Raw genomic sequence first — 12,823 nt, forward strand, 5'->3', positions numbered from 1 at the left:
CTGAAACGACACCGGCCCCACACCTAGGTGCGGGGCCGGTACCGAAGGAAAGATCTAGCCGACCAACAGCTCGGCAATCTGAATCGTGTTGAGAGCGGCGCCCTTACGGAGGTTGTCACCCGAAACGAAGAGCGCGAGTCCGCGTCCCTCCGGGACACCCGGATCCTGACGGATACGACCGACCAGCGACGCGTTGCCGCCGGCAGCGGCCAGCGGCGTCGGAACCTCGACCAACTCCACTCCGGGAGCGTCGGCGAGGATTTCCTTCGCACGAGCGACCGAGAGCGGGTTCGCGAACTCTGCGTTGATCGCGAGCGAGTGTCCGGTCACGACGGGAACGCGCACGCAGGTGCCCGAAACCAGCAGATCAGGAAGTCCGAGGATCTTGCGGCTCTCGTTACGGAGCTTCTGATCCTCGTCGGTCTCGCCGCTTCCGTCGTCGACCAGCGAACCTGCCAGCGGCAGGACGTTGAACGCGATGGGGGCGACGTAGTTGTTCGGAGCCGGGAAGTCGACGGCGCTGCCGTCGTGAACCAGCTTCTCGGCGTCACCGACAACGGCGCGCACCTGGCCGAGGAGTTCCTCGACGCCGGCGATGCCGCTACCGGACACAGCCTGGTAGCTGGAAACGATCAGACGCTGCAGACCGGCTTCGTCGTGCAGAACCTTGAGCACCGGCATCGCTGCCATGGTGGTGCAGTTGGGGTTCGCGATGATGCCCTTGACCAGGTTCTTCGTGTCCTGCGGGTTGACCTCGCTGACCACGAGGGGAACCTCGGGATCCTTGCGCCATGCGGAAGAGTTGTCGACAACCGTCGCACCGGCCGCGGCAAAGCGCGGAGCCTGCGCACGAGACAGCGTCGCACCGGCGGAGAAGAGGGCGATGTCGATGCCCTTCAGATCCTCGTCGGACGTTGCTTCGGCATCCTCGACAACGATCTCTTCGCCGCGGAACGTCAGCTTCTTACCGGCGGAGCGTGCCGATGCAAAGAACCGCACCTTGTCCGCGGGGAAGTTACGTTCTTCGAGCAGAGTGCGCATGACGATGCCGACCTGACCGGTCGCACCGACAACAGCGATTGTTGTCATCAGAAATTACCGTCCTGTTCCTGCGTGTACTACAGCTTCTTCGTCGCCGCCGAGACCGAAAGCGGCGTGGATAACGCGCACGGCGTCGTCGAGTTCGGTGTCCTTGACCAGCACGGAGATGCGGATCTCGGAGGTCGAGATGAGATCGATGTTGATGTCGGCCTTGGCCAGTGCCTCACAGAACGTGGCCGTGACGCCCGGGTGGCTCCGCATTCCGGCACCGACCAGGGAAACCTTGCCGATGTGGTCGTCGAACAAGATCTGTGTGAAGCCGATGTCTTCCTGACGCTTGGTCAGGATCTCGACGGCGCGGGGGCCGTCGGCGGTCGGCAGCGTGAAGGTGATGTCCGTCTTGTTGGTCTCCACCTTGGAGATGTTCTGCAGCACCATGTCGATGTTGATCTCGGCATCGGAGACTGCGCGGAACACCTTGGCAGCATGTCCCGGTGTGTCCGGCAATCCGACAACGGTGATCTTGGCTTCGCCGCGATCGTGCGCGACTCCGGTGATCAGGGCCTCTTCCACAGGAATGTCCTCCATCGATCCGGACACGATTGTTCCGGGCTTGGTGGTGTATGACGAACGGACGTGCACAGGCACGTTGTAACGACGGGCGTACTCGACGCACCGGAGCATGAGCACCTTGGCACCACACGCTGCGAGTTCGAGCATTTCCTCGAAGGAAACCGTCTCGAGGCGGTGAGCGTCGGGGACGATGCGCGGGTCGGCGGAGAAAACGCCGTCGACGTCGGTGTAGATCTCGCACACGTCGGCGTTGAGCGCAGCTGCCAACGCAACGGCGGTGGTGTCGGAGCCACCGCGTCCGAGCGTCGTGATGTCTTTACTGTCCTGGCTGACGCCTTGGAATCCGGCGACCAGAACGATCGAGCCTTCGTCGAGCGCCGTGCGAACACGGCCGGGCGTGACGTCGATGATCTTGGCGTTTCCGTGGCTGCCGGTCGTGATGACTCCGGCTTGTGAGCCCGAGAACGAACGAGCTTCGGCGCCGAGGGAGTGAATTGCCATCGCTACCAAGGAGTTGGAGATGCGCTCACCCGAGGTCAGCAGCATGTCCATTTCACGGGCCGGCGGGGAAGGGCACACCTGCTGAGCCAGGTCGAGCAGCTCATCGGTGGTATCGCCCATCGCTGACACCACGACGACGACATCATTGCCGGCCTTCTTGGTCTCGACGATCCGTTCAGCGACTCGTCGGATGCGCTCGGCGGTTGCCACCGAGGATCCGCCGTACTTCTGGACGACGAGAGCCACGCGTTTCTACCTCCAGGTCGAAATTGTTTACAGATACCAGAGGTCGAGCTTACCGAGGTGGTCCTGGGACTTCCCGATGCGTACTGCTGTTCGCCTCAGATCCGCGCGGGATCAGTTGCGAGATCCGCGCTCGCATCAACGTCGCAGAACGCGAACCACCGGCAACGTAACCGACCACCGCGACGGCAACTCCGCAGGCGAGAAGCACGCGGATACTGCTGACCAGGGAAACTGCCAGCGCGTCGTACACCGCCACAGCCGCCTCGGACGACGGTATGTCTGAATTCTGTAAATAGACCCGGCGCACGACGGCCAGCGCCACCAGCAGCGCGATCATCGCCACCGCCGTCGCCAGCCCGACCAGGGACAGCGCGCGCATTCGCCCCGGTGCAACTGCGACGGCCGCAATCGCGCAGGCCACCGACGCCCACGGCAACCAGGCTGCTGCTCGGTCGAGAGTGTTCGAGAAATCCTGGGCCCGCACCAACTCGTCGGATTGCAGGATCTCGAACTGCGGATCGAGCGCCGGGAGGCGATCGATCACGGTTAATCCGCGATCGCGCAGGTTCGTCCTCAGTTCCGTCATGACCGGTTCGAGGGAGACGGTGACCGTTCCGCTGTCGTCGGCCCGAACTATGCCGTCGGCGGCTCGGCCGGTCACCATCGCGGCAAGTTGCGCGTGCGCTCGACGGTTGGCCGCGGTCCAGAGCGTCGCAAACTGGTCGCTCGAGACCAACGACTGAGCGGCCTCACGAACAAGTCTCTCGGCCTGTCTCGTCACCACCTGCGGAAACCCGTCCAACCGCTGCGTCAATTCCTCGGTCAGCCGATCAACGACCGCCGATTGGACAGCGGGGTCGGCAGCCAGCGGGGCAACGGACTCGACATAGCTGTCGGTGTCGTTCACCTGGGTGTGGACGAACAGCGCGAGCACCGAGCCGGCAAAACCGAGACCAGCGAGAACGATCAGCAGTGAACAGACGATCCAGCGGATCGAGCGCATCACGTGTGCTTGGCGCGCGCCGGTCGAATCTTCGCGGTGATGTGGTGAAGGCGGTGATCGTCAGCGGGTATCCGGAAGGTCTCGGTAACCCGAACGGTCATCAGGTTGCGCCCGAACAACCCGGCGTCAAGGAGGTAGTCAGCCGTCAGGTCGTCCCCGTCGACCGTCCACTCCACCTCACGAATGTCGCGGATCACGCGATACTGAGGACCTCCGGAAAGGCTGCGCCGCAAATGATTCCCCGAAAATCCGGTCTTCAACCCGACCTCGTGACGTACCGCGTCCGGAGCCAGCGGTACGGAACTGCCATCGTGACTACGGAGCGCGTCGAGGTACGTGCTCGCCACGGCGATTCGGGGATCCATGGACGACAGTCCACCATTTTCGAGGCCGAAACGGCAGCACAATTCGGCGACAAATTGGACATGAGGGCGAACCCCACCGATTTCTCGCGAAATCCAGGAGTAGAGTGCTGTGCATGCAGCGCGCACTCCTTCTTGGTTGCCGCGACGGGGTCTGATCCAGACTGGCCTCCCGCCGCGGGGTTTTTGTGCGCCGGTCGACCAAGCCTTCCGGACTCATGGTCTTGACCAACAGGTCATCAGGCCAGGTCCACAATCCTGGAGATCACACCAATGTCCCCCGCTGACGCATTCACCACCGGCACTCGCACCATTACCCCGCCCACGAAGCCGGCACCTTCCGACCAGCCTGCGTGGAACACGCAGAAGAACTCGTCGATGCCGACGTTCCGCTACCGCCCGTTCGCCGAAGAGGTCGAGACGGTCACGCTGCCCGACCGCACCTGGCCGGACAAGATCATCGACCGAGCACCCCAGTGGTGTGCCGTTGACCTGCGCGACGGCAACCAGGCGCTGATCGATCCGATGAGCCCGGCGCGCAAGCGTCGCATGTTCGATCTCCTGGTCCGTATGGGCTACAAGGAGATCGAGGTCGGATTCCCGTCCGCGAGCCAGACCGACTTCGACTTCGTTCGCGAGATCATCGAGGACGGCGCGATCCCATCCGATGTCACCATCCAGGTGCTGACGCAGTCGCGTCCCGAACTGATCAAGCGCACATTCGAGGCGTGCGAAGGTGCCGAGAACGCGATCGTGCACTTCTACAACTCCACCTCGATTCTGCAGCGCCGCGTCGTGTTCCGCGCCGACAAGGACACGATCAAGAAGATCGCCACCGACGCCGCCGAACTGGTCCTGGCCGAGTCGAAGAAGTACCCGGACACGAACTGGCGCTGGGAATACTCGCCCGAGTCCTACACCGGCACCGAACTCGAGTACGCCAAGGAAGTATGTGACGCCGTCACCGAAACCCTGGGTGCGACGCCTGCCAACCCGGTCATCCTGAACCTGCCCGCCACCGTCGAGATGGCGACACCCAACGTGTACGCCGACTCCATCGAGTGGATGCACCGCAACCTGGCCCGCCGCGATTCGGTCATCCTGTCGCTGCACCCCCACAACGACCGCGGCACCGGCGTCGCGGCAGCCGAGCTGGGCTACCAGGCCGGCGCAGACCGCATCGAAGGCTGCCTGTTCGGTAACGGTGAGCGTACCGGCAACGTCTGCCTGGTCACCCTCGCGCTGAACATGTTCACGCGCGGCGTCGACCCGCAGATCGATTTCTCGAACATCGACGAGATCCGTCGCACGGTCGAGTACTGCAACCAACTGCCCGTCCACGAGCGTCATCCGTACGGCGGCGACCTGGTCTACACCGCGTTCTCCGGCAGCCACCAGGACGCGATCAACAAGGGCCTCGACGCCATGAAGGTCGACGCCGACAACCAGGACTCGGACGTCGACGACATTCTCTGGCAGGTCCCCTACCTGCCGATCGACCCCAAGGACGTCGGCCGCAGCTACGAGGCCGTCATCCGCGTGAACTCGCAGTCCGGCAAGGGCGGCGTCGCGTACATCATGAAGGCCGATCACGGTCTGGTGCTGCCGCGTCGTCTGCAGGTCGAGTTCTCGCAGTCGGTCCAGAAGATCACCGACGGCGAAGGCGGCGAAGTCTCGCCGAAGGAAATGTGGGACGTCTTCCACGAGGAGTACCTCGCCCCCGTCACCCCGCTCGAGCGGATGAAGCAGAAGGTCACCGCGTCCGAGGAGGACGGCGGCACCGACGCCATCACCGCCATCGTCAAGGTGAACGGCAAGGAGCAGGAGATCTCGGGAACCGGTAACGGCCCGCTCGCTGCCTTCGTCGACGCGCTGGGAAGCATCAACTTCGACGTTCGTGTCCTCGACTACTCCGAGCACGCAATGTCCGCCGGCGACGACGCCCAAGCCGCGGCCTACGTCGAGTGCGCAGTGACTGGCCCGGACGGTCAGAGCACCGTCGTCTGGGGTGTGGGTATCGCCACGTCGATCACGACGGCGTCGCTGCGCGCCGTGGTTTCGGCAGTGAACCGCGCGAGCTGACACTCACGCAATACGAACCCGGCTCTTGAACAAACCCTGGTCTCACCCGATTTTCGGGTGAGACCAGGGTTGTTTTCACGGCACAGAAGTTCTTCGGTCCGCGTTTTCGCTTCGGCATGACATAGGTCCCGAAAGAGTCGCTTAGCGAAGTTAACAAACAGGATTCACCCATCGAGGATGATGCAGCCGACCCCGGCACGTGAGATAGTCACCTCAGACAAATCCGACTTGTGAAATGGGGCTCGACAATGGATTCCTTTTGGGACTTCCTCTGGCTGATCATCATCAGCTTCGCGTTCATCGCGTACCTGATCCTGCTCTTCTCGATCATCACCGACCTATTCCGTGATCACAAGACTTCCGGCTGGGTAAAGGCAATCTGGATCGTCTTCCTGTTCTTCATTCCGCTGCTCACCTCGCTCGTCTATCTGATCGTCCGAAGCGACGGAATGGCCCAGCGCTCCATGGAGGCTGCTCAGCAGGTCAAGAATGCACAGGACAGCTACATCCGTGAGGTTGCCGGAAAGTCCCCGGCCGAGTCCATCGCAGATGCAAAGGCGCTTCTCGACGCCGGCACCATCAGCGAAGAAGAATTCGCAGCGCTCAAGGCCAAGGCCCTCGCCTGATTCAGGCCCTCACTAATCAGTGAGGATTGCACTACCGAAACGGGAGCGACACTAATCGTGTCGCTCCCGTTTTGTATTCATTCACCATCCGCCGTTCATGCACCGACAGCCGTTCATTCACCGACAGCTCGCGCGACGTCGCGAAAAGCGTCGAGAACCACTCCGATAGCCGGGCTGCGGTCGATGTGTAATCGAGTTGCCAATTCATAAACGCGTGCAGCGCGCACGCCTGCCACCGGTTTCCTCGACACTCCAGGATGTGTGATCGCGTAACGCGGCATCAAAGCCACACCGTGGCCCGCCGCCACCAACTCTTCGATAACTCGGAAATCGTTTATCCGATGAGCGACTCGAGGTTGGACCCCGGTGACGGACGCAACCGACAACAGAACGTCGTCGACCGGAAACCCGCCGCGCACGCTGATCCAGTTCTCGTCGGCCAATTGCTCCAACCGGACCGAATCCTGCTCGGCGAGTGGATGATCAGGCCGCAGCACCAGATCGATCGGTTCACGCATCAGCGGTTGCACGCTGACCCGGGGAAACGAGGTCTCGGCGCCGCGTTCGTCACGGTGAGTGAGGATCACGTCGTGATCGGCCAACAGTCCAGGGACGGCCGACGCCGGTTTGTCGACGTCGTGTGCGTCGATGTCCACGTCCGAGTTCTTCAGCGCCGTCAGAACGCCGGGCAGCAGGAGAGCTGCTCCGGAGGGAAAGAACGCGACTCGCACCTTGCCGCGCGGCGAGCCTCGGTACGACGCCATCTCGTCCGCTGCCCGGTCGAGCGCCGCCACCACGTCGTCGGCGCGGAGCACCAGCGCTCGACCAGCGTCGGTGAGGCGCAGCGTGCGCCCGTCCGGTTCGAGGAGCGAGACCCCCGCCTCTCGGCCGAGGATCTTGAGTTGTTGCGAGACGGCGGACGGTGTCATCGAGAGAGCGAGAGCAGTAGCGCCGACGGTTCTTCGGTCGGCGAGCTCACGGAGGATCCGCAAGCGCGTGGCATCCATACGGTGACGAATATCCATGTAGCAAAACTACATGGATAGTGCATCTATATTCGCTTGTTCTGATGCTTCGTACGGCTCACGATTAACGTCATGACTCCCCGCGACCGTCTCCTCGGCCTGACCGTGATCGTCTTGTGGGGTCTGAACTTCCTGGCCATTCGCGTCGGCCTGGATCATTTCCCGCCGTTCTTCTTCGCGGCGCTGCGGTTCCTGATCATCGCGATTCCGGTGGTCATCTTCGTGCCGCGTCCGCAGGTACCGCTCCGTTGGTTGCTGCTCTACGGATTCGGTTTCGGATTCGGCCAGTTCGTCTTCCTCTTCTGGGCGATGCATTCGGGGATGCCGACGGGTCTCGCATCACTGGTCCTGCAGTCGTCCGCGCCGTTCACCGTCGTCCTCGGCGCGTTCCTACTCCGCGAGAAGCTCAGCGTCTGGCAGGTCTCCGGGATCGCCGTCGCCGTAGCCGGTATGTCGTTGATCGGCTGGGACCGTTCACACCACGCGGCACTGCTGCCCGTCATCCTCACGCTCCTCGGCGGCCTGTCCTGGGCGTTCGGCAATCTCGGCAGCCGCTTGGCCGCGGCGAACACCGTCGGTGAGCCCGCACCGATGCGCTTGATGCTGTGGATGTGCGTCATCCCGCCGTTGCCGATGCTCGCCCTGTCCGCGGTGGTCGAAGGCCCCACCGTCGGATGGCACGCGCTCGGCACCGCGTTCAGTGCCGACGCCTGGCCGTCACTGGTCGGGCTGGCCTACATCATTCTGCTCGGCACCATCGCCGGATCCGGGCTCTGGACGATGCTCATGGGCCGCTATCCCGCCGGCATGGTGGCGCCGCTCTCCTTGCTGGTACCGGTAGTGGGAATCGGCGCATCCTGGCTGTTCCTGCACGAGGATCCGAGCCCGTTGTCCCTGGTCGGGGCAGTCATCGTGATCGCCGGAGCGAGTGCCGCACAGATGAGGCGCAAGCCCGCGAACACTGTTTTCTCGGACACACCTGCAGCCTCACCACCGGCGCGACTCGGCGTCTGACGATGCCCTGTGCCAAACTCGGGCCGTGGGAACTGGACTATCGATCACAGTGCGCGGAAAGCTCGCCATGCGAGCTGCCGCAGCAGCATCTTGGGCATCGCAGAAGGCCGGTCGCGGCAAGGGTTCGATGATCGGCGGGTTGATCGCCCTCAAGATCGACCCGACGCTCATGACTCAGCTCGGACGCGGCAAGCGCACCGTCGTGGTCACGGGCACCAACGGCAAGTCGACGACCACGCGTATGACCGCCGCAGCGCTCGCGACACTCGGTGACGTCGCCACGCAGGCCGACGGCGCCAACATGGATGCCGGGATCGTGGCCGCTCTGGCCGCGCGTACGGACGCAACGCTGGCAGCACTCGAGGTCGACGAACTGCACGTCCCCCACGTAGCCGACGCCGTGAATCCGGAAGTGATCGTGCTGCTCAATCTCAGCCGCGATCAGCTCGACCGGGTCGGCGAGATCAACATGATCGAGCGGAAGCTCCGCGCGTGCGTCAATGCGCATCCGAACGCGGTGATCGTCGCCAACTGCGACGACGTACTGGTCACCTCCGTGGCATACGACGCCACCAACGTCGTGTGGGTTGCTGCCGGCGGCGGCTGGGCCGGCGATTCCGTCAGCTGCCCGCGCACCGGTGAACCCATCGTGTGGGAGGGAAAGCACTGGCGCAGTACCGGTTCCGACTTCGCGCGGCCCGAGCCGACCTGGTGGCTCGACGACGACAATCTCTACGGCCCCGACGGCCTGAAGATTCCGATGACGTTGACTCTCCCCGGAAAAGCCAACCGCGGTAACGCCGCTCAGGCCGTAGCTGCTGCGGCTGCTTTGGGCGCAGATCCGGTCGGGGCAGTTGCCGCCGCGTCGACGGTCCAGGAAGTCGCCGGCCGCTACAGCACCGTCGAGGTCGGACCGCACTCCGTCCACATGCTGCTCGCGAAGAATCCCGCCGGTTGGCAGGAAGCGCTGTCGATGATCGATCCCACGGTGGACGGACTGGTGATCGCGGTGAACGGTCAGGTGCCGGACGGCGAGGACCTCTCCTGGCTGTGGGACGTGAAGTTCGAGCACTTCGAAGGCGTCAAGGTAGTGGCCGCCGGCGAACGCGGAACCGATCTCGCCGTTCGCCTCACGTACGCAGGCGTCGAGCACACCCTCGATCCGGATCCGTTGCGCGCCATCGCTTCCTGCCCTCCCGGACGCGTGGAGGTACTGGCGAACTACACAGCCTTCCGTGACCTCAACACCGCCATCGCGAAGGAATCTCGCAATGTCTGACTCGACAATTCGCATCGGACTGGTTCTCCCCGACGTCATGGGCACCTACGGCGACGGCGGCAACGCCCTGATCCTGCGTCAGCGTCTGCGGATGCGCGGGTACGACGCCGAAATCGTGGACATCACCTTGAGCGATCCGGTCCCCGATTCGCTCGACGTGTACACATTGGGTGGCGCCGAGGATTCCGCTCAGCGACTCGCAACGCGCCATCTCGCGAAATACCCTGGCCTGCAACGCGCCGCCGAGCGTGGCGCACCGGTTCTGGCGATCTGCGCTGCAATTCAGGTGCTCGGCAACTGGTACGAAACCTCCAGCGGCGAACGCGTCGACGGTGTCTCGATGCTCGACGTCACGACCTCTCCGCAGGAGAAGCGTTCCATCGGCGAGGTCATCACGAAGCCCTTGATCGACGGGCTCACAGCACCTCTCTCAGGTTTCGAGAATCACCGCGGCGGAACAACTCTGGGTAGCTCAGCCTCTGGATTCGCACGTGTCACCCATGGTGTCGGAAACGGCGTCGGTGACGGATTCGAAGGCGTCGTACAGGGTTCGGTGATCGGGACGTACATGCACGGACCCGCCTTGGCCCGGAATCCGGAACTCGCGGACCTCCTGCTCATGCGGGCCTTGGGCGTCAACGAACTCGAACCCCTGCATCTGCCCGAGGTCGACAAGCTCCGCAAGGAGCGGCTCGCGATTCGCTGACCCGGTTCAGACGGTTTCGGATTTCCCCTCGGTCAGAACCAGTTCCACGGCCAACAGCGCGGCGCAGGCCAGTCCCGCAACCAGTTCGGGCACCGCGGTGTAGGTACCACCGAGCACGACGACGATCGCGACCGAGAACGGCATGAGGGTGCGTACCGAGGAGTCATGTAGTCGAATGTGGATGAACCACAGGGCGGCAAGGATGACCGCGACCGGAACGGTGACGGCAGCACCCGTCACCAACGCGCTGCCGTCACCGTGATGAGTCCAGAAGTCGACGCGCGAGGCCAACCCCGCACCGATGGCGGCAGCGGCGGCGAAGATGAAGTAGTGACCGAACCCCCAGACGAAGGGTGAGACGTTGTCACCGCCGATCACTTCGCCTGCATTGCGTTGGAAGTAGAGCCACCACAGGCTGAAGACAATCAGAATGCCGCCGATCACGACGTAGGTGACCTGCGCTGCCGGATGCTCACCGTCGACCGCGTCCTGAATCGCGATGGTGGTCGAGAGGATCGTCTCGCCCAGAACGATGATGAAGAACAACGAGTACCGCTCCGCGATGTGATGCGGGTGCCACGGCGTCATGCCCGGCTTCTCCGACCAGATCGGTACCGCGAATTCGCACAGAACCAACACCAGGAACGTCGGGACGTAAATGGCGGATGGAACGAAGTAGAAACCGATCCAACCGATCTGGACCAACACGATTCCGAGAGCGTATCGACGAGCCGTGAGCGCATGTTCGGGGTCGTTCCGCGACACCCTGAGCCATTGGATGACCAGGGCTATTCGCATGATGACGTAGCCGACGATGATGAGCAGGGCGTCGTCGTTGAAGAAGCGGACGATGCCGGCTGCAAGGACCAGCGATCCGAGGATCTGGAAGATGGTCAGCAGCCGGGCGATTCCGTCGTCGTTGTCGTACGCCGAGGTGAACCACGTGAAGTTCAGCCACGTCCACCAGATCGCGAAGAATGCCATCGCGAAGTGCCCGACGCCCGAAGCCGCGTGCCCTTCGCTGATCGCGTGGTGCAGACCGGTGGCCGCTTGAGCGACCGCCACGACGAAGCAGAGGTCGGTGAGCAGCTCGAGCGGCGTCGCCACCCGATGCGGCTCGTGCGGATCCCGCGGAACCAACGGCCGGATGAACGAACTGGTGCGATTCACGAAGGGCAGAGTAGCGCGATGATTGCCGACGCGCTGCCCGTGACTGCAACCTGTCGTCTCAGATATTCACGCCGACGCCCCGATCTGGGCTCGGATTTCCAACTGATCGGCGAGTTCGGCGCCTATCGCCCCCGCGCTCCCCAAGGTGAAGGCGATCTGCCGTCCCCACAGGAAATAGCGGTGAATCGGATAGTCGACATCCGCTCCGATTCCGCCGTGCAGGTGCTGGGTCGCGTGCACCACGCGCAGGCCGCCGCGCGACGCCCACCATTTGGCGACCAGCGCAGCTGCTTCCGCTTCGCTCTCGACTCCGCTGTCCATCAGCCAGGCAGCGCGGTGCGTGGTCAACCTTGTGCTCTCGGTGTCGAGGTATGCGTCGGCGGCCCGGACGGCAACTGCCTGGTTGGTCGAGAGTGGACGACCGAATTGCACTCGCTCGGAGGTGTATTTCGCCGTCATTGCCAGCGCTTCCTCGCAGACGCCGGTAGCCAGGGCCGCAAGAGCCACCCGTGCACGCCGCAACGTCCAGTCTCGAACCACCGCGCCGTCTGCGGGAAGTGCGTCAGCTGCAGTAACCGCAACCCCGTCGAACTGCACAGCACTGTTGCTCTCGCGGTTCGTCACCGCAAGCGGTGCACGCACCAGCGCGTCCCGGTCCGTGGGCACGATCATGACGCTGACACTGCCGTCCGGCATCGTCACCGGAACGACCAGCGCGGCCGCGAACTCCGCGGCAGGCACGGAGTCGACGTGGCCTGACAGAACCCAACCGTCAGGCGCGGGCTCGGCGCAAACCGCCGTCTCGGCGTTGTAGCCGGTGTCGAATGCGCCGGTGACGATCACCGAGCCGTCGAGCAGTCCCGGAAGCCACGACGCTTTCTGCTCCGTGCTGCCGAACTCGGAAATCGGCAGCGCCGCCGTGGAAATCACCGACCAGAGCGGCACCTGGGCGACCCGGCGGCCCTGTTGTTCGAGCACCGCGGCCAGGCCGAGCATTCCGAGTCCTGCTCCCCCGACCTCTTCCGGCAGAGCGATTCCCAGAACGTCGGAGTCGGCGAGGAGCTTCCACAGTTCGGCGTCGAAACCGCTGGTGCTCTCCACTTCCCGCAGTCGGTCCACTCCGGACTTCGCCGAGAAGATCGATTCACTCAGATCCCGCACGGCGGACAAGTTGTCGTCGAATTCGAATTCCATG

At 63.6% G+C, this 12,823-nt stretch carries 12 protein-coding genes; 5 read left to right on the plus strand and 7 right to left on the minus strand.

Going from position 1 to position 12,823, the window contains the following annotated elements:
- Nucleotides 1-54 precede the first annotated feature (54 nt).
- Genes R4P70_RS24580 through R4P70_RS24595 form a run of 4 tightly spaced genes read right to left on the minus strand, consistent with a single transcriptional unit; the run spans nucleotide 55 to nucleotide 3,729 of the window.
- On the minus strand, nucleotides 55-1,089 hold the full coding sequence (locus tag R4P70_RS24580) for an aspartate-semialdehyde dehydrogenase (protein WP_019746568.1): 1,035 nt from the start codon (nucleotides 1,087-1,089) through the stop codon (nucleotides 55-57).
- A 6-nt stretch (nucleotides 1,090-1,095) separates the two neighbouring features.
- Complete coding sequence (locus R4P70_RS24585) at nucleotides 1,096-2,361, minus strand: aspartate kinase (RefSeq protein WP_019746567.1); 1,266 nt, start codon at nucleotides 2,359-2,361, stop codon at nucleotides 1,096-1,098.
- Between the two features lie 49 nt (nucleotides 2,362-2,410).
- Entirely contained in the window at nucleotides 2,411-3,364 is a 954-nt protein-coding gene (locus R4P70_RS24590) for a hypothetical protein (RefSeq protein WP_317832241.1), read from the minus strand.
- A complete protein-coding gene (locus R4P70_RS24595; RefSeq protein ID WP_317832243.1) occupies nucleotides 3,364-3,729 on the minus strand; it encodes a hypothetical protein in 366 nt (121 codons plus the stop codon). Before R4P70_RS24595 ends, R4P70_RS24590 begins: the two co-directional genes overlap by 1 nt.
- A 270-nt stretch (nucleotides 3,730-3,999) precedes the next feature.
- On the opposite strand from R4P70_RS24595, the gene leuA reads away from it, so the two are divergent.
- Both leuA and R4P70_RS24605 read left to right on the plus strand, forming a co-directional pair.
- Entirely contained in the window at nucleotides 4,000-5,808 is a 1,809-nt protein-coding gene (gene leuA, locus R4P70_RS24600; protein ID WP_019746565.1) for a 2-isopropylmalate synthase, read from the plus strand.
- Nucleotides 5,809-6,056: 248 nt separating this feature from the next.
- Nucleotides 6,057-6,434 carry an SHOCT domain-containing protein gene (locus R4P70_RS24605; RefSeq protein ID WP_020968226.1) on the plus strand — a complete coding sequence of 126 codons (378 nt, stop codon included), beginning with the start codon at nucleotides 6,057-6,059 and terminating at the stop codon, nucleotides 6,432-6,434.
- 113 nt (nucleotides 6,435-6,547) lie between these two features.
- Here the strand turns inward: R4P70_RS24605 and R4P70_RS24610 are convergent, their stop codons facing one another.
- Nucleotides 6,548-7,441 (minus strand): LysR family transcriptional regulator, encoded by an 894-nt coding sequence (locus R4P70_RS24610; RefSeq protein WP_069147130.1) that lies wholly within the window; start codon nucleotides 7,439-7,441, stop codon nucleotides 6,548-6,550.
- 90 nt (nucleotides 7,442-7,531) lie between these two features.
- Between R4P70_RS24610 and R4P70_RS24615 the strand changes: the two genes are divergently transcribed.
- Genes R4P70_RS24615 through R4P70_RS24625 form a run of 3 tightly spaced genes read left to right on the plus strand, consistent with a single transcriptional unit; the run spans nucleotide 7,532 to nucleotide 10,458 of the window.
- Nucleotides 7,532-8,473 carry an EamA family transporter gene (locus R4P70_RS24615; protein ID WP_151531496.1) on the plus strand — a complete coding sequence of 314 codons (942 nt, stop codon included), beginning with the start codon at nucleotides 7,532-7,534 and terminating at the stop codon, nucleotides 8,471-8,473.
- A 25-nt stretch (nucleotides 8,474-8,498) separates the two neighbouring features.
- Nucleotides 8,499-9,752 carry a Mur ligase family protein gene (locus R4P70_RS24620; protein ID WP_021332917.1) on the plus strand — a complete coding sequence of 418 codons (1,254 nt, stop codon included), beginning with the start codon at nucleotides 8,499-8,501 and terminating at the stop codon, nucleotides 9,750-9,752.
- A complete protein-coding gene (locus R4P70_RS24625; RefSeq protein WP_019746560.1) occupies nucleotides 9,745-10,458 on the plus strand; it encodes a type 1 glutamine amidotransferase in 714 nt (237 codons plus the stop codon). The genes R4P70_RS24620 and R4P70_RS24625 overlap by 8 nt, the downstream gene beginning before the upstream one ends.
- A gap of 6 nt (nucleotides 10,459-10,464) precedes the next feature.
- Here the strand turns inward: R4P70_RS24625 and R4P70_RS24630 are convergent, their stop codons facing one another.
- Complete coding sequence (locus R4P70_RS24630) at nucleotides 10,465-11,628, minus strand: low temperature requirement protein A (protein ID WP_020905917.1); 1,164 nt, start codon at nucleotides 11,626-11,628, stop codon at nucleotides 10,465-10,467.
- A gap of 66 nt (nucleotides 11,629-11,694) precedes the next feature.
- Nucleotides 11,695-12,822, minus strand: coding sequence for an acyl-CoA dehydrogenase family protein (locus R4P70_RS24635; RefSeq protein ID WP_317832252.1), 1,128 nt, complete (start codon nucleotides 12,820-12,822; stop codon nucleotides 11,695-11,697).
- Nucleotide 12,823 lies beyond the last annotated feature (1 nt).

The organism is Rhodococcus sp. IEGM 1241, assembly GCF_033142365.1.
Lineage (GTDB): Bacteria > Actinomycetota > Actinomycetes > Mycobacteriales > Mycobacteriaceae > Rhodococcus_F > Rhodococcus_F erythropolis.

Excerpts from the sequence above, each read along its gene's own strand:
- R4P70_RS24580 (WP_019746568.1), bottom strand. The coding sequence starts at position 1,089 with ATGACAACAATCGCTGTTGTCGGTGCGACCGGTCAGGTCGGCATCGTC.
- leuA (WP_019746565.1), top strand. The coding sequence starts at position 4,000 with ATGTCCCCCGCTGACGCATTCACCACCGGCACTCGCACCATTACCCCG.
- R4P70_RS24615 (WP_151531496.1), top strand. The coding sequence starts at position 7,532 with ATGACTCCCCGCGACCGTCTCCTCGGCCTGACCGTGATCGTCTTGTGG.
- R4P70_RS24605 (WP_020968226.1), top strand. The coding sequence starts at position 6,057 with ATGGATTCCTTTTGGGACTTCCTCTGGCTGATCATCATCAGCTTCGCG.
- R4P70_RS24610 (WP_069147130.1), bottom strand. The coding sequence starts at position 7,441 with ATGGATGCCACGCGCTTGCGGATCCTCCGTGAGCTCGCCGACCGAAGA.
- R4P70_RS24590 (WP_317832241.1), bottom strand. The coding sequence starts at position 3,364 with ATGCGCTCGATCCGCTGGATCGTCTGTTCACTGCTGATCGTTCTCGCT.
- R4P70_RS24635 (WP_317832252.1), bottom strand. The coding sequence starts at position 12,822 with ATGGAATTCGAATTCGACGACAACTTGTCCGCCGTGCGGGATCTGAGT.
- R4P70_RS24595 (WP_317832243.1), bottom strand. The coding sequence starts at position 3,729 with ATGGATCCCCGAATCGCCGTGGCGAGCACGTACCTCGACGCGCTCCGT.
- R4P70_RS24625 (WP_019746560.1), top strand. The coding sequence starts at position 9,745 with ATGTCTGACTCGACAATTCGCATCGGACTGGTTCTCCCCGACGTCATG.